Source organism: Microbulbifer sp. TB1203, assembly GCF_030997045.1.
Taxonomy (GTDB): Bacteria; Pseudomonadota; Gammaproteobacteria; order Pseudomonadales; family Cellvibrionaceae; genus Microbulbifer.
This window is the reverse complement of the sequence record NZ_CP116899.1, coordinates 1,033,452-1,055,076: the sequence shown is the minus strand read 5'-3', so window position 1 is coordinate 1,055,076 and position 21,625 is coordinate 1,033,452. Positions and strand designations below refer to the sequence as shown.

The 21,625-nt window shown below is 63.7% G+C and carries 14 protein-coding genes; 6 read left to right on the top strand and 8 right to left on the bottom strand.

Annotated features, from left to right (window positions below; genetic code table 11):
- Nucleotides 1-138 precede the first annotated feature (138 nt).
- The 4 genes from PP263_RS04550 to PP263_RS04535 all read right to left on the bottom strand — a co-directional run bounded on the left by PP263_RS04550 (nt 139) and on the right by PP263_RS04535 (nt 6,451).
- A complete protein-coding gene (locus PP263_RS04550) occupies nt 139-813 on the bottom strand; it encodes a type 1 glutamine amidotransferase domain-containing protein (protein ID WP_308367184.1) in 675 nt (224 codons plus the stop codon).
- A gap of 27 nt (nt 814-840) precedes the next feature.
- Nucleotides 841-1,878, bottom strand: coding sequence for an NADP-dependent oxidoreductase (locus PP263_RS04545; protein ID WP_308367183.1), 1,038 nt, complete (start codon nt 1,876-1,878; stop codon nt 841-843).
- A 129-nt stretch (nt 1,879-2,007) separates the two neighbouring features.
- A complete protein-coding gene (locus PP263_RS04540) occupies nt 2,008-2,598 on the bottom strand; it encodes a TetR/AcrR family transcriptional regulator (RefSeq protein ID WP_308367182.1) in 591 nt (196 codons plus the stop codon).
- A 220-nt stretch (nt 2,599-2,818) separates the two neighbouring features.
- Nucleotides 2,819-6,451, bottom strand: a complete 3,633-nt coding sequence (locus PP263_RS04535; protein WP_308367181.1) for a hydantoinase B/oxoprolinase family protein — start codon at nt 6,449-6,451, stop codon at nt 2,819-2,821.
- A gap of 212 nt (nt 6,452-6,663) precedes the next feature.
- Here PP263_RS04535 and metH point away from each other — a divergent pair, with 212 nt between their 5' ends.
- Both metH and PP263_RS04525 read left to right on the top strand, forming a co-directional pair.
- Nucleotides 6,664-10,359 carry a methionine synthase gene (gene metH, locus PP263_RS04530; protein ID WP_308367180.1) on the top strand — a complete coding sequence of 1,232 codons (3,696 nt, stop codon included), beginning with the start codon at nt 6,664-6,666 and terminating at the stop codon, nt 10,357-10,359.
- A gap of 2 nt (nt 10,360-10,361) precedes the next feature.
- Nucleotides 10,362-10,574, top strand: a complete 213-nt coding sequence (locus tag PP263_RS04525; RefSeq protein WP_308367179.1) for a DUF2970 domain-containing protein — start codon at nt 10,362-10,364, stop codon at nt 10,572-10,574.
- Between the two features lie 378 nt (nt 10,575-10,952).
- On the opposite strand, the gene PP263_RS04520 is transcribed toward PP263_RS04525, so the two are convergent.
- Genes PP263_RS04520 through PP263_RS04505 form a run of 4 tightly spaced genes read right to left on the bottom strand, consistent with a single transcriptional unit; the run spans nt 10,953 to nt 15,268 of the window.
- Nucleotides 10,953-12,107, bottom strand: a complete 1,155-nt coding sequence (locus tag PP263_RS04520) for a lipocalin-like domain-containing protein (RefSeq protein WP_308367178.1) — start codon at nt 12,105-12,107, stop codon at nt 10,953-10,955.
- The gene (locus PP263_RS04515; RefSeq protein ID WP_308367177.1) at nt 12,104-14,605 is read right to left on the bottom strand and encodes an FtsX-like permease family protein; all 2,502 of its coding nucleotides are present in this window, start codon (nt 14,603-14,605) and stop codon (nt 12,104-12,106) included. The genes PP263_RS04520 and PP263_RS04515 overlap by 4 nt, the downstream gene beginning before the upstream one ends.
- Nucleotides 14,602-14,793 carry a hypothetical protein gene (locus PP263_RS04510; protein WP_308367176.1) on the bottom strand — a complete coding sequence of 64 codons (192 nt, stop codon included), beginning with the start codon at nt 14,791-14,793 and terminating at the stop codon, nt 14,602-14,604. The genes PP263_RS04515 and PP263_RS04510 overlap by 4 nt, the downstream gene beginning before the upstream one ends.
- Nucleotides 14,777-15,268 (bottom strand): ATP-binding cassette domain-containing protein, encoded by a 492-nt coding sequence (locus PP263_RS04505; protein WP_308367175.1) that lies wholly within the window; start codon nt 15,266-15,268, stop codon nt 14,777-14,779. Before PP263_RS04505 ends, PP263_RS04510 begins: the two co-directional genes overlap by 17 nt.
- A 518-nt stretch (nt 15,269-15,786) precedes the next feature.
- Between PP263_RS04505 and PP263_RS04500 the strand changes: the two genes are divergently transcribed.
- The 4 genes from PP263_RS04500 to PP263_RS04485 all read left to right on the top strand — a co-directional run bounded on the left by PP263_RS04500 (nt 15,787) and on the right by PP263_RS04485 (nt 21,528).
- The gene (locus PP263_RS04500) at nt 15,787-17,448 is read left to right on the top strand and encodes a nitrite/sulfite reductase (RefSeq protein WP_308367174.1); all 1,662 of its coding nucleotides are present in this window, start codon (nt 15,787-15,789) and stop codon (nt 17,446-17,448) included.
- Nucleotides 17,432-17,995: a DUF934 domain-containing protein gene (locus PP263_RS04495; protein ID WP_308367173.1), complete on the top strand. Its 564-nt coding sequence runs from the start codon at nt 17,432-17,434 to the stop codon at nt 17,993-17,995. Before PP263_RS04500 ends, PP263_RS04495 begins: the two co-directional genes overlap by 17 nt.
- 185 nt (nt 17,996-18,180) lie before the next feature.
- On the top strand, nt 18,181-19,500 hold the full coding sequence (locus PP263_RS04490) for an ATP-grasp domain-containing protein (RefSeq protein ID WP_308367172.1): 1,320 nt from the start codon (nt 18,181-18,183) through the stop codon (nt 19,498-19,500).
- A 3-nt stretch (nt 19,501-19,503) separates the two neighbouring features.
- On the top strand, nt 19,504-21,528 hold the full coding sequence (locus PP263_RS04485) for a CocE/NonD family hydrolase (RefSeq protein ID WP_308367171.1): 2,025 nt from the start codon (nt 19,504-19,506) through the stop codon (nt 21,526-21,528).
- Nucleotides 21,529-21,625: the final 97 nt, after the last annotated feature.

The window sequence follows — 21,625 nt, the reverse complement described above, 5'->3', positions numbered from 1 at the left end:
TTCCGGCATTTCGGCGCAAGCCGTTACTGTACTGGATAGCAGGCTGCGCCGGTATGACGAGTCGATGGCAGACTGGTTCGAAAACCGGGTATCTGCGGCTGGCCGCCGGTACTCCATGGCAGCCGCCGCATTGGCGCGTTACAGTCGGCCCAGCAGCGCTTTGGCAGCCTCCTCCGAAGAGGCCGGGTTCTGACCGGTGATTAGCTGTCCGTCGGTGACCACATGGACCTGCCAGTCTTCCGCCTTGGTGTAGAGGCCGCCGTTGGCCCGCAGCATGTCCTCCACCAGGAAGGGCACCACCTCAGTTAACTCCACCGCGTCTTCTTCCGAATTGGCGAATCCGGTGACGCGCCTGCCGCTGACCAGCGGTTCACCGCCGGTCCCCTTGGCATGGCGGAACACTCCCGGCCCATGGCAGACCGCGGCGACCGGTTTGCCGGCGGCGTAGAAGGACTCGATCAGAGCGATGGAGTCCTTGTCTTCCGCCAGGTCCCACAGGGGACCGTGACCGCCCGGATAGAAGACACCGTCGTAGTCCTCCAGCTCGACGTCGGCGAGTGGCGTTGTATTGGCCAGTGCCTCCTGTGCCTCCGAATCCTTGTGGAAGCGCTCGGTGGACTCGGTTTGCGAATCCGGGTCCTCGCTTTTCGGGTCCAGGGGTGGCTGGCCGCCCTTCGGCGAGGCCAGGGTTATCTCCGCGCCCGCATCCTTGAAGACGTAATAAGGCGCAGCCAACTCCTCCAGCCAGAAACCGGTTTTCTTGCCGGTATCACCGAGTTGGTCGTGGGAAGTCAGTACCATCAAAATTTTCATCGCCAGTCTTTCCTTGTTTTTGAAAAATCAGCTGTCGGCGCCGACGCGCACCACGAGCTTGCCGAAATTGCCGCCCTCCAACAGGCTCATAAAAGCCTGGGGTGCCTTCTCGAGTCCGTCGACAATTTCTTCCCGATACTTGATCTTGCCGGCGGCGAGCCATGCCGACATATCCCGCTGAAAATCGTCGAGACGGGGACCGTAGTGGTCGAGGATGATGAAGCCCTGGATTTTCAGGCGTTTTACCAGCGCCTGGCTCATCAACAGCCCCGAGCGATCCGGCCCCTCGGGCAGCGAGGTGGCGTTGTACTGGGAGACCAGGCCACAGACGGGAACCCGTGCAAAGTTGTTGAGCAGCGGCAATACCGCATCCCAAACCCTGCCGCCGACATTTTCAAAATACACATCGATACCGTCGGGGCAAGCAGCGGCCAGTTGCTCGGCAAAATCTTCCGCGCGGTGATCGATACAGGCATCGAATCCCAACTCATCCACCGCGTAGCGGCATTTCTCCGCGCCGCCGGCGACACCCACCACGCGGCAGCCCACAATCCTGCCGATCTGGCCCACGGTGGCGCCAACAGGGCCGGTCGCAGCGGCAACCACCAGGGTCTCACCGGACTTGGGTTCGCCGATATCCAGCAGGCCCTTGTAGGCGGTAAAGCCCGGCATGCCCAATACCCCCAGAGTGTAGGAAGGATGTTGCAGATCCGCCCCGAGATTGGTGAGCCCGGTGCCGTCGGACAGCTCGTAGTCCTGCCAGCCGCTGTAGGCCAACACCCAGTCGCCAACCTCGTAATCCGGGTGGCGGGACTCCACGACTTTGCTCACCGTGCCGCCCACCATGGTCTCCCCGATCTCCACCGGCTCGACATAGGAGGGTGCATCGCTCATGCGCCCGCGCATATAGGGGTCCAGGGATAGATAGACACTGCGCAGTAACAGTTGCCCCTCTGCGGGCTGCGGCAGCGGCTCCTCTTCCAGGCGGAAATTCTCTGCGGCGGGTGCGCCTTCAGGCCGCGAAGCCAGCACAATGCGGCGGTTCTTGTCAGTGGATTGCGACATGGATCGACTCCTTCGATTGGTGGAACATTTGTTTATTGGGGACTACGCTTGACCCAATATCTATTAGACCGGTCGTCTAATTCGTGCTTCAAAAATACCCGCCTCGCGGCGGGTCGAAAAAATTCGGGGCTATTTCTGGCCCAGCAGAGCGCGCGTCGCCTCCATCGCCTGGACCATGGACTCACCTGTGCGATGCAGTTTGGCCAACAGGCTGGCGCCCAGCCACATCTGGTAAAGGGTGACGGCGCTCTTTCGGGCATCCAGGCCCTGCGGCAGCGAACCGTCTTCCCGACCCGCTTCTATGCATTCCGCCAGGCGTGCGATAATCCGGTCCGTGCCGTCGCGCAAGGTAAGGCGCATAGGCTCCGACAGGTCGGCCACTTCGGCGCTCAGCTTTACCACCAGGCACTTCTGCTCGTCGCAGGGTTCGCTGTAGATTTTCAGCCACTCCTGCCAGTAGCGCATCAGGCTTTCGGCGGTGCTGCGGCCCTCCAGGGAAAAAAGCAGGTCCATATCCTTCAGGTATTTACTGAAGTAGTCCTCCAGCAGCGCCTGGCCGTACTGCTCCTTCGACTTGAAGTAGTGGTAGAAGGAACCCTTTGGCACACCCGCAGTGTTTAGCAGCTCGCTCAGGCCGACACAGGAGAAGCCCTTACTGGACATCACCCGGTGGCCGGTGTCGAGGAGATGCTGGCGTGTATCGTCGTAGCTGGACTTCATGGCGCGCAGTTTAATCTCTACTAGACCGGTCGTCTAGAGCATTTGATTACAAGCCTATGCCTTAGATGTAGATGCTCTGTTTCAAATCATACTCGTCATACCGGCGCACGCCGGTATCCAGTCCGGTGGCACCTAGGTTCCGGCCTGCGCCGGAACGACGAAAATGCGCTGGAGCGACGGCGCTTGCCCGCCCCGCACCAGGGCCGAGTTTTTGAACACTTCAAGTAGGCTCTCCAACCTCCGAACTACTGACCGAACCATAGCCACCCCCGCCGGGAGTTTCGATGGCGAAAACATCCCCCGCCTCCATCTGCACCTCGGCACAGCCGCCCAGTTCTTCTTTGGAACCATCCGTCCTTTCCACCCAGTTGCGCCCCAGCGCCGCCACTTCACCGCCGTCCAGCCCAAACGGCGGAAGGCGGCGATGGGAGGCAAGAATGGAGGCGGACATGGGCTCCAGGAAGCGAAGGCGCCTGCGGGCGCCGTCGCCTCCCCGGTATCGCCCGGCGCCACCGGAGCCGCGGCGGATGCTGAATTCCTCCAGCAATACCGGGAAACGCCATTCCAGTACCTCCGGGTCGGTCAGGCGGGAGTTGGTCATATGCGTGTGCACGGCGTCGGTGCCGTCGAAATCCGGCCCCGCACCGGAGCCACCGCAGAGGGTTTCGTAGTACTGGTAGCGCTCGTTGCCGAAGGTGAAGTTGTTCATGGTGCCCTGGGCCGCGGCGATGGTCCCCAGCGCGCCGAAGAGCGCATCCACCACGTACTGGGAAGTCTCCACATTGCCCGCCACCACCGCCGCCGGGTACTGCGGATTCAGCATACAGCCCTCGGGGACGACGATATCCAGCGGTTTCAGGCAGCCACCGTTGAGCGGGATATCGTCCCGCACCAGGCAGCGGAACACGTAGAGCACCGCCGCCTTGGTCACCGCCGCCGGCGCGTTGTAGTTGCCGGCGTGCTGGGGGCTGGTGCCGGTGAAGTCGATGCGCGCGCGGCGCGCGGACTTGTCGACGGTGACCGCCACCCGGATCTCGCTGCCGTCGTCCATCTCGTAGTGAAAATGGCCGTCGTGTAGCGCATCCAGGGCCCGGCGCACGGATTCCTCGGCATTGTCCTGCACGTGTTTCATATAGGCCTGCACCACCGGCAGGCTGAAATGCTCCACCATGCGCGCCAGTTCGTGCACACCCTTTTCGCAGGCGGCCAGTTGCGCGTGCAGGTCGGCGATATTCTGGTCGATATTGCGCGCGGGCCATTTGCCGCTGGCCAGTTTTTCGCGAATGCTGTCTTCGCAGAATCTGTCGGCGTCCACCAGTTTCAGGTTGTCCAGCAGTATGCCCTCTTCCTCGACATTGCGGCTGAATGGCGGCATGGAGCCTGGGGTGATGCCGCCCACATCCGCGTGATGGCCGCGGGTGGCGACGTAGAACAGCAGCTCATCTCCCTCGCCCTCCCCTTGAAAAACCGGTTTGATCACGGTGATATCCGGCAGGTGGGTGCCGCCGTTGTAGGGCGCGTTCAGCACGTAGGCATCGCCCGCGCGCATGGTGTCCGCGCGCTCGCGAATCACCGTCTTGATGCTCTCGCTCATGGACCCCAGGTGCACCGGCATGTGGGGGGCGTTGGCGATCAGCTCACCGTCGCGGTCGAAGAGCGCGCAGGAGAAGTCCCTGCGCTCCTTGATATTCACCGAGGAGGCGGTCTTTTCCAGCACTGTGCCCATCTGCTCGGCGATGGACATAAACAGGTTGTTGAAAATCTCCAGCATCACTGGATCGACATCGGTACCGATAGCCCGCTGCCGGGGCAGTTCCTCGACCCGCTCCAACAGCAACCCGCCAGCCTTTACCGCGGCGCGCCAGCCGGGCTCGACCACAATGGTGCTGTTGGCCTCGCTGATAATTGCCGGGCCGGATACCGCCTCGCCTTCGCGCAGCTCCTCCCGGCGGTAGATCGGCGCGGTGCGGCTCTCTCCCGCCATGGTCACCTGGGCCTCGGCGCTGGGCGGTATTTCGCTGCGCGCCTCTGCGCTTCCACTTTCCGGCTTCTCGTCCGGACTGCCGGAACCGCCGATCACCTCCACCTGCACCGCCTCCACAATCAACGGCTTGCCCTCGGCGAGAAAACCGAAGCGCTGGCGGTAGGCGGCCTCGAATTCGGCGATCACCTGCTCGCGCCCGCCCATGGCCACCTCCAGTGCGGTATCGGTGCCGGCATATTTCAGGTGCAGTTTATACAGGCAGTGGATCTGCTCCTCCGGCACCTGCTGGGCCAGCATTTCCGCCCTGCCCTCGTCCGCGAGTTTTTGCAAAAGCCGGTTCAGCTCCGCTTCCGATTCGGGGGAGTATTCCCGCTCCAGACTGCGCTCGCGGGTCAGGCGCAGATCAGCGAGGCCGATACCGTAGGCGGAGAGCACCCCGGCCAGCGGGTGCAGCAGCACCTGCTCGATGCCCAGTGCGTCCGCCACCAGGCAGGCGTGCTGGCCGCCGGCGCCGCCGAAACAGTTGAGCAGATACTCGGAAACGTCGTAGCCGCGCTGCACGGAGATCTGCTTGATCGCGCTGGCCATGTTCTCCACCGCGATGGCGAGAAAACCCTCCGCCACCTGCTCCGGTGTGCGCGTGTCGCCGGTGGCTTGCCGGATTTCCTCCGCCAGTGCGGTGAATTTCTCGCGCACGATTGAGCCGTCGATGGGCTGATCGGCGCCGGGGCCGAATACATGGGGAAAGAATTCCGGCTGCAGCTTGCCCAGCATCACATTGCAGTCGGTCACCGTCAGCGGTCCACCGCGGCGGTAACAGACGGGGCCGGGATCGGCGCCGGCGGAATCCGGGCCCACCCGGTAGCGGGCGCCGCCGAAGTGCAGGATCGAGCCGCCGCCAGCGGCCACTGTGTGGATCAGCATCATGGGCGCGCGCATGCGCACCCCGGCCACCTCGGATTCCAGGGTGCGCTCGTAGTCGCCGCGGTAGTGGCACACATCGGTGGAGGTACCGCCCATATCGAAGCCGATTACCTGCGAAAAACCCGCCTGCTCCGCGGTGTTAGCCGCGCCCACTACCCCTCCGGCGGGGCCGGAGAGAATCGCGTCCTTGCCCTGGAAGAAATGCGCATCGGCAAGGCCGCCGTTGGACTGCATAAACAGCAGGCGCGTATCCCCCAGAGCCCGGTCGACCCGGTCCACATAGCGGCGCAGCACCGGCGACAGATAGGCGTCCACCACGGTGGTATCGCCCCTCCCCACCAGCTTGATCAGCGGGCTGACCTCGCTGCTGACGGAGACCTGGGTAAAGCCGATTTCGCGGGCGATGGCGGCGATGCGCCGCTCGTGGTCCGGATAGCGGTAGCTGTGCATCAGCAGGATGGCGAGGCCGCGGATGCCCCGGTCGAAAACCGCCTGCAGGTCGCGGCGCACCTTTTCCTCATCCGGCGCCTGCAAAACCTCGCCACTGGCGGTGACCCGCTCGTCCACTTCCAGGACTTCGGCGTAAAGCATCTCCGGCAACCGGATATGCAGGTCGAACAGCCGCGGGCGGGCCTGGTAGCCGATACGCAGGGCGTCGCGGAAACCACGGGAGGTGACCAGGACCAGGGGGTCCCCCTTGCGCTCCAGCAGCGCGTTGGTGGCCACGGTGGTGCCCATCTTCACCGAGCGTATCCGCTCCGCCGGGATTGGCGCCTCTGGCTCCACCTCCAGCAGCGCGCGGATGCCGGCCAGGGCCGCGTCCTCATACTGCTCCGGGTTCTCGGAGAGCAGCTTATGGCTGACCAGCCGGCCGTCCGGGCGTCGCGCGACGATATCGGTGAAGGTGCCGCCGCGGTCGATCCAGAAGTCCCATTGTTCGGTCATCTTTTGTATCTTCTGTAGGATGGGCAAAGGAGCGCAGCGACATGCCCATCAACCTGCATCTGATGGGCACGCTGCGCTTTGCCCATCCTACGAACCACTTCCCAATTGACGGGCCTACGGCCCGCAAGCGGAGCTGGAGCTCCGCGCTCCCGAGTCCCAAGTACCGATTATGTTAAGATTGCCGCCCCTGTAACCCCGCGAAGGAAGTTTCAATGCCCCAGCAGTCCCGCCGCCACCGCCTCGACCAGCTTCACGCCGCGCTGGCAGAGCGCATCCTGATCCTGGATGGCGCCATGGGCACCATGATTCAGCGGGAGAAGCTGGCGGAAGAGGACTACCGCGGCAGCCGCTTCGCCGACCATCACAGCGACCTCAAGGGCAACAATGACCTGCTGGTCCTGACCCAGCCGCAGCTGATCGAGAAGCTGCACCGGGACTATCTCGAGGCCGGTGCCGATATTATCGAGACCAACACCTTCAACGCCACCCGCCTGTCCCAGTCGGACTACGACCTGGAAGACAGTGTCCCGGAATTGAACCGGGTGGCCGCGGAGGTGGCCCGTCGGGCCGCCGATGCGGTGGCGACCGAGGACAGGCCGCGCTGGGTGGCCGGGGTGATAGGTCCCACTTCGCGCACCGCCAGCATCTCCCCGGACGTCAACGATCCGGGCGCGCGCAATGTCACCTTCGAAGAACTGGTAAACAACTATATCGAGGCGACGCGCGGCCTGATCGAGGGCGGATCGGACATCATCCTGATCGAGACCATCTTCGATACCCTGAATGCCAAAGCGGCCATCTACGCCCTGCATCAGCTGTTCGAGGAGTTGGGCTTTGAGCTGCCGATCATGATCTCCGGTACCATCACCGACGCCTCCGGGCGCACCCTGTCCGGGCAGACCACCGAGGCCTTCTACTACTCCATCGCGCACGCGAAGCCGCTCAGCGTCGGCCTCAACTGTGCCCTGGGCGCCACCGAGCTGCGCCCCTATGTGGAAGCGCTGTCCGGCGTCTGCGCCGAGAATGTTTCCGCGCACCCGAACGCGGGCCTGCCGAACGAATTCGGCGAGTACGATGAGACCCCGGAGGAAACCGCCGGTATCGTCGCCGAATTCGCGCGCAGCGGCTTTCTGAATATTCTCGGCGGCTGTTGCGGCACCACCCCGGAACATATCCGCGCAATAGCCGACGCGGTGGCCGATATTCCGCCGCGGGCGCTGCCGAAGATCAAGCCGGCCCTGCGCCTGTCCGGCCTGGAACCCTTCGTCGCCGATGAGAATGCGCTGTTCGTGAACGTGGGCGAGCGCTGCAACGTCACCGGCTCAGCGCGCTTCAAGCGCCTGATCCTGGACGAGGACTACGACACCGCGCTGCAGGTGGCCGCCGCCCAGGTGGAGGACGGCGCCCAGGTGATCGACTTCAATATGGACGAGGCGATGCTCGATTCGGTCGCCGCCATGCGCCGCTTCCTCAATCTGGCAGCCACCGAGCCGGATATCGCCAAAGCGCCCTTTATGGTGGACTCCTCCAAGTGGGAGGTGATCGAGGCCGGGCTGCAGTGCATCCAGGGCAAGCCCATCGTCAACTCCATCAGCCTCAAGGAAGGCGAAGAGGATTTTGTCAAGAAAGCCCGCCAGTGCCTGCGCTACGGTGCCGCGGTGGTGGTGATGGCGTTCGACGAAAGCGGCCAGGCGGATACCTTCGAGCGCAAGACGGAAATCTGCAAACGCAGCTATGACATCCTCGTCGACAAGGTCGGCTTCGCGCCCACGGATATTGTGTTCGACCCGAATATTTTCGCCGTGGCCACCGGTATCGAGGAGCACAACAACTACGCGGTGGACTTTATCGAAGCCACCCAGTGGATCCGCGAGAACCTCCTCGGAGCGAGCGTTTCCGGCGGCGTGTCCAATGTGTCCTTTTCCTTCCGCGGCAACAACCCGGTGCGCGAGGCGATCCACTCGGTATTCCTGTTCCACGCCATCAAGGCCGGTTTGAATATGGGTATCGTCAACGCCGGCCAGTTGGCGGTGTACGACGACCTGCCGCAAGAATTGCGGGAAAAAGTCGAGGATGTGATCCTCAACCGCAGCCCGGAAGCCACAGAGGCGCTGCTGGATATTGCGGAAAAGTATCGCGGCGACGGCGCGGCACAGGCGCGCAAAGAAGACCTGAGTTGGCGTGAACTGCCGGTGAACAAGCGCCTGGAACACGCGCTGGTCAAGGGTATCAACAACTATATCGTGGAAGATACCGAGGCCGCCCGCGCCGCCGCTACCCGCCCGCTGGATGTGATCGAAGGTCCGCTGATGGACGGCATGAACGTGGTCGGCGACCTGTTCGGCGAGGGCAAGATGTTCCTGCCCCAGGTGGTGAAATCCGCGCGGGTAATGAAACAGGCGGTGGCCTACCTGCAGCCCTATATCGAGGCGGAGAAGACCGCGGACAGCAAACCCAACGGCCGCATCCTGATGGCCACGGTCAAGGGCGACGTGCACGATATCGGCAAGAATATCGTCGGGGTGGTGCTGGCCTGTAACAACTACGAAGTAATCGACCTGGGTGTCATGGTGCCCTGCGAAACCATTCTGCAGACCGCAAAGGAAAAGCGGTGCGATATTATCGGCCTCTCCGGCCTGATCACGCCGTCGCTGGACGAGATGGTGCACGTGGCCGCGGAGATGGAGCGCCAGGGTTTCGACATTCCGCTGCTGATCGGCGGCGCCACCACTTCCAAGGCGCACACCGCGGTAAAAATCGATCCCCAGTTCAAGCGAAACCAGACCGTGTACGTCGCCGACGCGTCCCGCGCGGTGGGTGTAGCCAGCAGCCTGATCTCCGACGAACTGCGCCCGGCCTTCGTTAAGAATATCCAGGAAGAATACGAGAAGGTCCGGCACCGCACCGCCAACCGCAAGCGCAACGACAAGCGACTGAGCTACGAAGAGGCCCTGCAGGCAGCGCCGCAGTTCGACTGGCAGAGCTACACTCCGGCGGTACCGCAAAAACCCGGCGTGACGGTAATCGACGACTTCCCGCTGGAAAAACTGGTCGACACCATCGACTGGACGCCTTTCTTTATCTCCTGGGACCTGGCCGGCAAATACCCGGCGATCCTCAACGACGAAGTGGTGGGCGAAGCGGCCACGGACCTTTTCAAGAGCGCCCAGTCGATGCTGCAGGAAATTATCGACAAGAAACTGCTGCGAGCCCGCGCGGTGTTCGGTCTCTGGCCGGCCAACAGCGACGGCGACGACATCATCGTTTACAAGGATGAAAGCCGCACCGAAGAATTGGCCCGCCTGCACCAGATGCGCCAGCAGGTGCAGAAGCGCGGCGGCGACGGCCTGTGCCGCTCGCTGGCCGACTTTGTCGCCCCGGAGGACTCCAGTGTGGGAGATTATGTAGGCGGCTTCGCGGTCACCACCGGCATTGGCGCCGACGAATTGGCTGCAAAATACGAAGCGGCCCACGACGACTACAGTGCGATTATGGTCAAGGCGCTGGCGGACCGGCTGGCGGAATCCCTCGCCGAGTGTCTGCACAAACAGGTGCGCAGGGAATATTGGGGCTACGCGCCGGACGAGCATCTGAGCAACGAGGAGCTGATTAAAGAGGCCTACACTGGCATCCGCCCCGCTCCCGGCTATCCCGCATGCCCGGACCACTCGGAAAAGGGCACCCTGTTCCGTCTGCTGGACGCCGAGGAAAATGCCGGGGTCCGCCTGACCGAGCACTTCGCCATGCTCCCCGCCGCCTCGGTAAGCGGCTGGTACTTTGCCCACCCGCAAGCCAAGTACTTCAACGTGGGCAAGATAGGCCGCGACCAGCTCAAGAGCCTGGCCAAGCGTAAGGATATGCCGGAAAATGAGTTGGAGCGCTGGCTGCGCCCCAATCTGGAGGACTGAGCATGAGCGAAGACAAGAAACCAAGTCCCTCTTTCGGCCAGGTGATCCTCAGCACCCTGGCCGCCGCCATCGGCGTGCAGAGCAGTAAAAATCGGGAGCGGGATTTCAAGGGCGGCAGTATCAAGACCTATATTGCCGCGGGCATTCTCTTCACGGCCCTCTTTGTATTGGCCCTGGTGCTGGTGGTGAAAACGGTGCTGGGTAATATGGGCTGAGCCTAATGGCGCTAAGTTAAGGGGCGGCAGGGCAATTTTTGTAGGATGGGCAAAGCGTAGCGTGCCCATCAAGCCCCGGCCCGAAGATGGGCACGTCGCTGCGCTCCTTTGCCCATCCTACAAGGAGAAACGGCTTATCTCCGCACCATTCTGGGCTTCTCTCTTGCCAGAACCGCACCTCGATCGCGGCCATGGGCCGCTCCTACAGGCACTGTTCTGCGGGGCATCGCGAAAAAGTTTAAACAGGCCCTTGTAGGAGCGGCCCATGGCCGCGAACAGATTTTCCATTCGCATTGAGCTCAGATCGCAGCCGTGGACCAGATTGTCGAATAGCTACGAGCAATGCGGGCTGAGCGCATGGTCGTCAGCTCGCCCAGCTCAATAGCCGGTCATTTCCAGGTAGCCGACCCCGGTGTGGCTGCCCTCCACCACCACGTCGCCTTCCCAATAGGGGAAAGCGGTATCCATCCAGCGATCCGCATGGCGTGCACTTACAGTGACGTCCAGATCCCGGGACGGAAGGCGCAGTCGCCACTGGGTGGGCACCTGGCGCCCGGCCACCGAACTGTATGTCGTGGGCGTCAGGCGCAGGTCGTCGCCGGCAAGGGAGGTCTGTCGTCCGTCCGCATCGATCCAGCTTCCCGAGACGTAGTCACCGCCTTCCTCGCCACCGCCACGCAGGCGAAAGGCCATCAGCTTGGCACCGCCTGCCAGATGCAGCGAGAACCAGTCCCAACCCCCCTGCCCCGCACCCAGCAGCTGACTGCTCCACTCGCGATCCAGCCAGGCCCGGCCGTTGACTTCGCGTATCTCGCCGTCGATCTCCACCTGCCCTTCGACCCGGTAAAACGGTTGGCTGTAGTAGTAGGAACCCTGACCATCGGCGGACTTCTGGCTGAAGCCCGCCTCGCCGTGCAGCACCAGGGGACCTTCGGCATTCAGCGCGAGCTGGTAGCCGAAGTCATGCCCTTCGTCACTGCCTCGTGCCGTCACCCACAGCCGGTCCAGGGCGTCGCCGGCGGGGGCGGTCGACCGGCTTTCCATGCGCCAGTGATCCAGCCAGGCGGCAAATGGTTCGAGCTCAACACCGGCCTGGCCGCGATGATCGGGCAGCGTCATGCCACGGGCAAAGCGCTCGGCGACTAAATGGGCATCCGGTGTCGACAGCGCGGCGTGGGCCATCCATAGCTGGCGGCTGGTCCAGGGCGAGCCGTTGCGCTCGTTATTATCGGGAGGGGACAGCGCCTGGCGGAACAGTGTCCACTGGATGCCCAGTGGCGTGCCGTCGGCATCTTCGAGATTGGCGGTCAGGTACCACCATTCGATGCGGTAATCGGGATGGGCGCCGTGGTCCTCGGGGAAGCGCAAGGTAGCTCCCGGGCGTGCCTGGGCGTAGCCCTCCGCCTCTTCGCCCAACCCGGCAAAGCTTTCCGGTGACGGCTCGGTGTCCCGCTGTTGCAGGGCCACCGCGAGCAGCAGCGCCGCCAGCGCCAGCCAGGGAAGAAAGCGTTTTGCGGGTCCGGCCGGGCTCATAAGGCTTCGAACTCCGTCAGCAGAGTGCGCGGCGACGTGCGCCACAGCCGCCAGGCCGGCAGCACGGCGGCGAGAAGGGCCACGCTCAACGCCAGTCCCACGGTGGCGGCGATCTGAGCGGGGAAGATATGCAGCGGCAGTCGCCAGCCGAAGGCCGCGACGTTGATCACCGCAACCAGGCACCAGGACAGCGCCAGCCCCACCGGCACGGCGAGCAGAGCGGTAACCAGGGCCGCGCCGCCGAGCTGGGCGATACTCGCACCAACCAGCGGTCCGCGGGCGACCCCCAGCGCCCACAAGGACGCGAGCTGGCCGCGGCGCTGTCCGGTCTGGGCCAGCAGGCTCGACAGCAGAGCCAGCCCCGCGACCCCGAGTGTCAGGGCGTTCAGGGCCCGGGTGATGGCGAAGGTGCGCTCGAAGATGTCGGTCGAACGGCGCCGGATCTCCCGCTGGTCGATCAGGCTGCCCCCACCGATACCCAGGGCCTGGATAAGGTCGCGGCGTAGCGTCCCCACGGCTCCTTGCGGCAGTTCCCGCTCGAGCACGATAGCGATCGAGTCGGGGGAGGTCTGGAAGCGTTCGCTGAGGGCGGTCGTGGTCAGCATCACCTCGCTGCGCGGGTTGCCGTAGTCGGGATAGACCGCGGCGATCGGCAATTCCAGCGGCCCGGTGGGGCTCGAGAGGCGCAGCCGTTGCCCCGGTGCCAGACCGGTGGCCAGGGCGAGCTGCTCGTTGATCATCGCCGCGCCCCGGGCAAAGGCCCGCCATGCCGAGGCTGCATTCTCCTGGCTCGCCAGCAGGGGCCAGCTTTCGGTCAACACGGGATGAGGCGTGACGCCGTACACGCTCACCGGCTGGGACTGATACTGTGAACCCCGGTTGGCAAGCAGGGTCGCCTCGGTGCTTGCGCGGGGCAACAGGGTGTCGATCTCGTCGCGGGATTCGAGCCAATCAATGGCGGCCTCGTACTGCGCGGCGGGCGGGCGCAGGTAGAGATCGGCGACCAGGCGCTGGTCCAGCCATTGGAGGAACGTCAGGCGAAAACCGCCGACCATGCTGCCCACACCCAAATTGGCCGACAGGGCCAGCAGCAGCGCCATCATTGCCACCGACAGTCGTGGCAGTTGCAATTGCAGGTCGGCCAGCGCCCATTGGGCCAGCGGCTGCCGGCGTAGCAGGCGGCCGGCGCCGACCAGCAGTATGGCCAGCAGCGGTGGCAGCCACAGTGCGGCGCCGAGCAGCCCCGCCGCGATCATCACGAAGCCCGGAGTCAGCCCCTCAGCCGGCGGCTGGCGGTCGAGCCATACCAGCAGGCCCAGGGCGACCAGCCACAACAGACCGCCGGCGAGCGCCATGCCGCGCAGCTGGCGCAGGAACTGAGCGCGCCAGGCCTGGGCGTGCCCCAGGCCCAGCACATCGAGCCGGGCCGCCCGCCACAGCGTGCCGAGTCCGGCGGTCAGGAGCCCGCCCAAGGTAACCGCCAGTCCCCCCAGCCAGTAGTGCCACGGAAGTGCCAGCTCGCCGCCCACGCGCTCGCCATAAAGGGCCTGCAGGCTGGCGGCGACATCGGGCAACAGCCACTGGGCCAGCCACACGCCGCTGAGAATACCCAGCGCCGCGCCCAATAGCCCCAGCAGCAGCAATTCGCCCAGCAACAGGCCAACCAGCGCCCGGCCCGATACCCCGAGGGCTCGCAGTGTGCGCATCAGCCCCAGGCGTTGCTCCAGCGTGAGGCTGAGCGCGGCGTGCACGATCAACAGCCCCACCACCAGGGCCAGCAGGCCCATGGCGGTCAGATTGAGGTGGAAACTGTCGGTCAACTGGCCCGGCGCCACCAGGTTTGCAGCGGCGCTGCGCACCAGCGAGTCGGGCAGTTCGACACGAGCATCCGGCGCCACCAACATATGGCTCGGGCCGTCGCGTTCGAGGAGTTCGAGGGCGGCGGCGATGTCCATTACCGCCACGCCGGGCGGCAGCTCCGGTGCCAGTTCCAGTGGCGGCAGCGCGCGGCCATCGGCCAGGGGCGGGAGCCTATCGTCCTCCGCCGTCAGCGCTGCCAGCGTATCGGGCGCCAGGCGGGTGCGGTAGGGAGGCTGCAGGAAGTCGCGCAGCGACCCGGTACCGCCGGCAGTCCGGAAGCCACTGATTTCCGGCAGGGTCAGGGGATCGATGCCCAATACCTGCAGGCGTTTGCCGCCGGCGAATTCGAGTTCCCCCTCCACCATTGGCGACACCGGGGCGCCCGCGAGGCGCAGCGACAGGTAATCATCCAGGGTGAGCGGGCGGCCATCGCGGCGTTCAATCCGGTCCAGGCCGGTGCTGAACAGGGCTTCAGATCGCGCGTAACTGTCGCGGGCCGAGGCATTGATCGCCTGCACGCCGCTCCACAAGGCACTGGCCACCCACAGCCCCAGCAGCAGCATGGCGAGTTGGCCGGGATGGCGGCGATAGTGCGAGAACAGGGTGAGAAAGGCGGTTCGCGGTGATGCGGCTTTCACGGCGAGGCTTCCGCGATCCGGCCGTGCCTGAGACGCAGACAGCGATCGAGGGGCGCCGCCACCCGCGGGCTGTGGGTGACCATCAGCAGCGCGCAGCCTCTGTCCCTGACCAGTTCCAGTAACAGCGCCAGTACCTCGTCGGCGCTGTTTTCGTCGAGATTGCCGGTGGGCTCATCGGCAAGCAGCAATGTCGGGCGCGTCGCCAGGGCGCGCGCCGATCGCCAGACGCTGCTGCTGGCCGCCGGAGAGCTGTTCCGGATAGCGCCCGGCCATTCCGGCAAGGCCCAGGCGCTCGAGCAGTTCCCGACTCCAGGCGGCATCCTCACGCCCGGCCAGCCGAGCCTGCAGGCGCAGGTTGTCGGCCGCGGTCAGGCTCGGTACCAGGTGGTACTGCTGGAACACCAAGCCGAGCCGCTCGCGGCGCAGTCGAGCCCGCGCGGGCTCGTCGAGCGCCGACAGCGGCTGGTCATCGAGGCGCACTTCGCCGTCGTCGGGGGTGTCGAGCCCCGCCGCCAGGTGCAGCAGGGTCGACTTGCCACTGCCCGACTCGCCCATCAGGGCCAGGCTCTCGCCGGCGGCCAGACGCAGGTCGACGCCCTGGAGTACCGGCAAGGGACCTTGTGGTGTGGGGTACGACTTTCTGATGCGGCGAAGTTCGAGCATGACGTTCCCTGACAGCTATCCAGCCCGGTCATGTTCCTACAAAAAAGGCGCCGATTCACGGCGATTGCGAAGGGGGTTTAATCGGAGAGTTCCGCCCGGCACCGCTCAGCTCCGGGCACAGGGAAGGGATGGATTTACTGGGAAGCCACCCAGAAAATACAGGTTGCGACAAAGATAGCCACCAGCGCCACCGCCGCTATGGCATCGACAAAGTCATCGCTTTCACTGGATACAACTACTTCTTCACTCATCGAAATACTCCGATACCAATTATTGTTCTTGACTGTAGTTGGACCGCTTCAGAACGGTCGCTTCAAGTAGAGCAAATCCCCGCCGGCAGCGCAAGCGAGCCAATCCCGGCAATTGGAAGGCACTTATAACTGTTAGTTACTAAGCTAGCGAAAAAAATTGTTACTTTTCGCATAAGCCCGCTGGTATGTTATGCGCCGCGGGAGATGCCTGTGGGCGTGCTCCTGTCCGGGCTACAAAGCGCTAAAAGGCAATGGAATCAAGTTGTTATGTATCGATACGACGAGCGGGACCACACCATTATCCAGGAGCGGGTGGCACAGTTTCGCAGCCAGACGGAACGCTACCTGGCCGGTGAACTGAGCGAGGAGCAGTTTCTGCCCCTGCGCCTGCAAAACGGCCTCTACATCCAACGGCTGGCCCCCATGCTGCGTATCGCAGTGCCCTACGGGCTGCTGAACAGCGCACAGCTGCGTCGGCTGGCGCGTATCAGCCGCGACTTCGACAAGGGCTACGCCCACTTCACCACCCGCCAGAACCTGCAGTTCAACTGGCCGCAACTGGAGGATGTCCCGGATATCCTCGCCGAACTGGCGGAAGTGGAGATGCACGCGGTACAGACCAGCGGCAACTGCATCCGCAACACCACCTCGGACCCCTTCGCCGGAGTGGCCCGGGACGAGATCGCCGACCCGCGCCCCTACTGCGAGCTGATCCGCCAGTGGTCCACCTTCCACCCGGAATTCGCCTTCCTGCCGCGCAAGTTCAAAATCGCGGTCAGCGGCAGTGAGGCCGACCGCGCGGCGATCCGCGTGCACGATATCGGTGTGCAGATCGTCAGGCGCGGCGACGAGATCGGCTTCCAGGTTCTGGTCGGCGGCGGCCAGGGCCGCACGCCGGTGATCGCCGAGCAGATTCGCGACTTCCTGCCGGAAGAGGACCTCCTCTCCTACCTGGAAGCCATAGTGCGTGTCTACAACCAACTGGGCCGGCGCGACAACAAGTACAAGGCGCGCATCAAGATCCTGGTGAAGGCCCTCGGCGCCGAGGAATTCGGCCGCCGCGTAGAGCGGGAATGGGAGCAGATCAAGGACGGCGCCGACAAGCTCACCGATGAAGCGCTGGCCTGGGCCAAGTCCTTTTTCACCGCACCGGAGTACAAAACCTTCGACGGCGCCGCCAGCGATACCGCCCTGCGGGCCCAGGCGGACGATGACAAGGCCTTCTCCCGCTGGCTGGAACGCAACAGCTTCCCGCACCGGGTGCCCGGCTACCGCGCCATCACCCTGTCCACCAAGCCCACCGGCGTGCCCCCCGGCGATGTCACCGACCGCCAGTTGGAGGCCATCGCCGACCTGGCGGATGAATATAGCTTCGGCGAGGTGCGCGTCACCCACGAACAGAACGTGGTACTGGCGGACGTTCCCCAGGATCGATTGCTTGAACTCTGGCAGGCGGCGCGCAAACACGGCTTCGCCACACCCAATATCGGCACCCTCACCGATATGATCTGCTGCCCCGGGGGCGATTACTGCTCCCTGGCCAACGCCAAGTCCATCCCCGTGGCCGAGGCCATCCAACGCAGGTTCGACGACCTGGACTACCTCTACGACCTGGGCGACCTGGACCTGAATATCTCCGGCTGCATGAACGCCTGCGGCCACCACCACGTGGGCCATATCGGCATTCTCGGCGTGGACAAGAAGGGCGAGGAGTTCTATCAGGTGCAACTGGGCGGCAGCTCCTCTGAAAACGCCAGCCTGGCCAAGGTACTCGGCCCCAGTTTCTCCCGCGCGGAGGTGACGGAGGTGATCGGCAAGATCCTGGATATCTACCTGGAACAGCGCCGCCCGGAAGAACCCTTTATCGACACTTACAACCGCATCGGCCTGCAACCGTTCAAGGAAAAAGTCTATGCCAAAGCCAGCTAGTTCAGGCAAAGCGGGTCCCCAGCCCGCCAACCCGGCGCAACTGATTCTCGACGGCCGGATAGCGGCCAATGAATGGCGCCTGCTGCCGCAGACCGACGAGGAGGCGGGGATAACAGCGGAATCCCTCGCCCCGGGCAAGGTGATTCTGCCCTACTCTCTCTGGCAGCCCCTGCGCAGCGCCCTGGCCCCGCGCAAAGCCGAGATCGGCGTCTGGCTGGACAGCGACGAGACTGCGGACCTGATCGGCAAGAATGCCGGGGAACTGCCGCTGATCGCGGTGCACTTCCCCGCCTTTGCCGACGGGCGCGGCTTCACCACCGCACGCCTGCTGCGAGAGCGCTATGGCTATCAGGGGGAACTGAGAGCGGTAGGCGCCTTTATGCGCGATCAGCTCACCTATCTGCGCCGCTGCGGTTTCAACGCATTTGCCTATGAGGGCGAACAGCCGCTCTCCGGTCTGCTGGAATCTCTAAACGACTTCAGCGAGAGCTACCAGGCCGCCGTAGACCAACCCCAGCCACTCTTCCGCCGCCGCGGCCTCGTTTAATCGAGCCTGCTCTCCCGTCATTCCGGCGCGGGCCGGAATCCAGTTCTCCGGTCACTGGACCCCGGCCTGCGCCGGGGTGACAACTTCGGGACATCCCTGCCCCCCTGTGGACATTCTCCACTGCTAAACTGCTGTTAAATCATTGTTGACCGCAGCAGGCGGCTCGCGCACAGCTGGATCAGTGTATGCCCACGCACTTCTTTGTCCTCGGGCTGGACCCTTTACGCCTGCCCTACCTCGAAAGTATTCACCACCCCGAGGAGTATCGATTCCACCCCCTCCTCCAGCTCGAAGAAGTGGTACTGGCGGAAAATTACCCCTACGACGCGCTGTTGCAGAAAGCGGAGCGCCAACTTCGCGAATTCCCCGAGCCCATTGCCGGCATCCTCGGTCACTGGGACTATCCCACCAGTGCCCTGCAGCCCCACCTGAGCGAAAAACTCGGGCTGCGCTCCGCTTCCCTGCAGGCGGTACTCAGATGCGAGCACAAGTACTGGAGCCGCCTGGAACAGCGGGAGATCCTACCCGACTGGACACCGGACTTCTGCGCCATCGACCCATTCGCCCAGGACCCCCTGGATCAGGTGACCATCGACTATCCGCTCTGGCTCAAGCCCATTAAGGCCCACTCCTCATACCTCGGCTTTCGCGTCGACAACGAGCGGGACTTCCGCAGCGCAATTGAAATGATCCGCAAAGAAATTCACCGCTTCGGCGATCCTTTCAATCAGACCCTCGCCCATATATCGGTGCCGCCAGAGGTGGCTCCGATCAACGGTAACTGGTGTATTGCCGAGGAAATCATTACCGGCAAGCAATGTGGTATCGAAGGCTCGATGCTGGATGGGGAATACCGCATACACGGCATAGTCGACACGGTAAAAGACAGCAAAAACCAGAGCTTTACCCGCTACGAATATCCCTCGGTCTGGCCCAGGCAGGTGCAGCATAAAATCTGTGCCGCCGGTGAAAAACTGCTGCGCCACCTGGGCTTCGACAACTCGGCATTTGGAATCGAGTTTTTCTGGGACGAACAGAAAAATACGTTCAAGATCCTCGAGGTCAACACCCGTATTTCCCAATCCCACAGTGACCAGTTCATCAAGGTGCACGGTGTATCCAATCACCAGGTTGCTGTAGACCTGGCACTGGGCCGCGCACCGGATCTCAGCGACTGCCGTGGAAAGTATCGCTCCGCTGCGAAATTTATGCTGCGCCGCTACGGCGACACATTGGTACAGCGCGTTCCCAGCACGGCGGAAATTCGCGAGATCGAATCGACGGTGGCCGACAGCAAGATAGAGATCACAGTCGAGCAGGGCCAGCACCTCTCGGAAATAATCAATCCGGATAGCTACAGCTACGAAATCGCCAATATTTTCCTGGGTGCCGAGAACCAGCGCGAGCTAATCAAAACCTATCGCCAGCTCGCCGGCCAGCTGCACTTCGAATTCTCCGATGGCAAGGAGCCGGAGGCGTTCCAGTTCAATCATGTCCGGTACTAGAAAATGAAAGTGGTGGAGGAATTCCCGCACGCGGTGGAAATGCGCGAGCACGTGGAAATTCCCATGCCCGACGGCTGCCGCCTCGCGGCGCGGATCTGGCTGCCGAAAACAGCCATGCAACAGCCGGTGCCGGCGATCCTGGAATATATTCCCTACCGCAAGCGGGATATGACCCGGCTGCGGGACTCCATCATGCACCCCTACCTGGCGGGGCACGGCTACGCCTGTGTGCGCGTGGACCTGCGCGGCAGCGGCGAGTCCGGTGGCATACTCAAGGACCAGTACCGCCAGCGGGAACTGGACGACGGCGTGGCGGTTATTCGCTGGCTGGCGGAGCAGCCCTGGTGCGACGGCAATGTGGGGATGATGGGTATCTCCTGGGGCGGCTTCAACGCCCTGCAGATCGCCACACTGGCACCGCCGCAGCTCAAGGCCGTGGTATCAGCCTGCTCCACCGACGACCTCTACCTGGATAACATGCACTATATGGGCGGCTGTCTGCTGACGGACAACCTGTCCGAAGCCACCACCATGTTCTCGGTAAACACCTGCCCGCCGGACCCGGCGCTGGTGGGCGAGCGCTGGCGCGATATGTGGTTTCAGCGCCTGCGCCACAGCGGCCTTTGGCTGGATATCTGGCTGCGCCATCAACACCGCGATGGCTACTGGGAGCACGGCTCGGTGAGCCAGCACTATGGTGCCATCCGCTGCTCGGTGATGCTGGTTGGGGGCTGGACCGACGGCTATACCAACGCAATCTTCCGCCTGCTGGAACATCTCAAAGTACCGCGCCAGGGACTGATCGGCCCCTGGGGCCATAAGTACCCCCACCAGGGGGCGCCGGGCCCGGCGATCGGCTTCCTGCAGGAGACCCTGCGTTGGTGGGACCACTGGCTGAAAGGCATGGACACCGGGATCATGGACGAGCCCATGCTGCGCGCCTGGATGCAGGACAGTGTGCCTCCCACCACCCGATATCTCGAACGGCCCGGCCGCTGGGTGGGTGAAAGGCGCTGGCCGGCACCGGACATCCGCGAAGTCAGCTACCCACTGGACTCAGGCCGCATACTGGTGGGCAATGAACCGCCCCGCTCCCGGGAGGAAATGGTGGAGATCCAGTCTCCACTGAGCGTCGGGCTGTTCGCCGGCAAGTGGTGCTCCTATACCGCCGCGCCGGACCTGCCCCACGACCAGCGCGAGGAAGACGGCGGTGCCCTGGTTCTAGAAAGCGCACCGCTGGATAGAGAGGTGGAGATCCTCGGAGCCCCCTCTGTCCAACTGGAGCTCACCTGCAACCAGCCAGTAGCCATGGTGGCCGCGCGGCTATCCGACGTAGCGCCGGACGGCAAGGCGACCCGGGTAACCTATGGCCTGTTCAACCTGACCCATCGCGACGGCCACGCCGAACCGAAACCGCTAACGCCGGGCAAACGCTATCGAATCTGGGTGTCGATGAACTATATCGGCCAGAACTTCCCCGCCGGCCATCGACTGCGCCTGAGCCTCTCCACCTCCTACTGGGCCCTGGCCTGGCCGCCCCCCAAACCGGTGCGGCTCAGTATCTTCCCCGCCGGCAGCCGACTGATACTGCCGGAGCGCGATCCTCGCCCGGAGGATGAGGATATCCAATTTGAACCGCCGGAGGGCGCCAAGCCGATAGACATCCAGTTCATAGAACCCCCAAACCACAACTGGCTGGTGCACCGGGACCTGGCCCTGGATGAATCGGTGCTGGAAGTAATCAAGGACGACGGCCTGAGGTATATCGAGGAGATCGATATGGAAGTCGCCAACCGCATCTGGAACTGGTACAGCTATCGCGATGACGACTTTATGTCACTGAAAGGCGAAACCCGCACCGAGCGCATCTTCCGGCGCGGCAACTGGTCCGTTCGCACCACCACCCACACCCTACTCACCGCGGATACAAACAACTTCTACATCCACGCCGAATTGGACGCCTGGGAAGGCGACAACCGGGTCTTTGCCGAGAACTGGCACCGACAAATTCCACGGGACCACCTCTGACCGCCCCGCCCCCGGGGCTGGATTTCCCTCCGCCAAAACGTCAATATGCGCCGGTAATTCACTGAGTAGGCGGGACCCCCACCCAATCGAATAATAG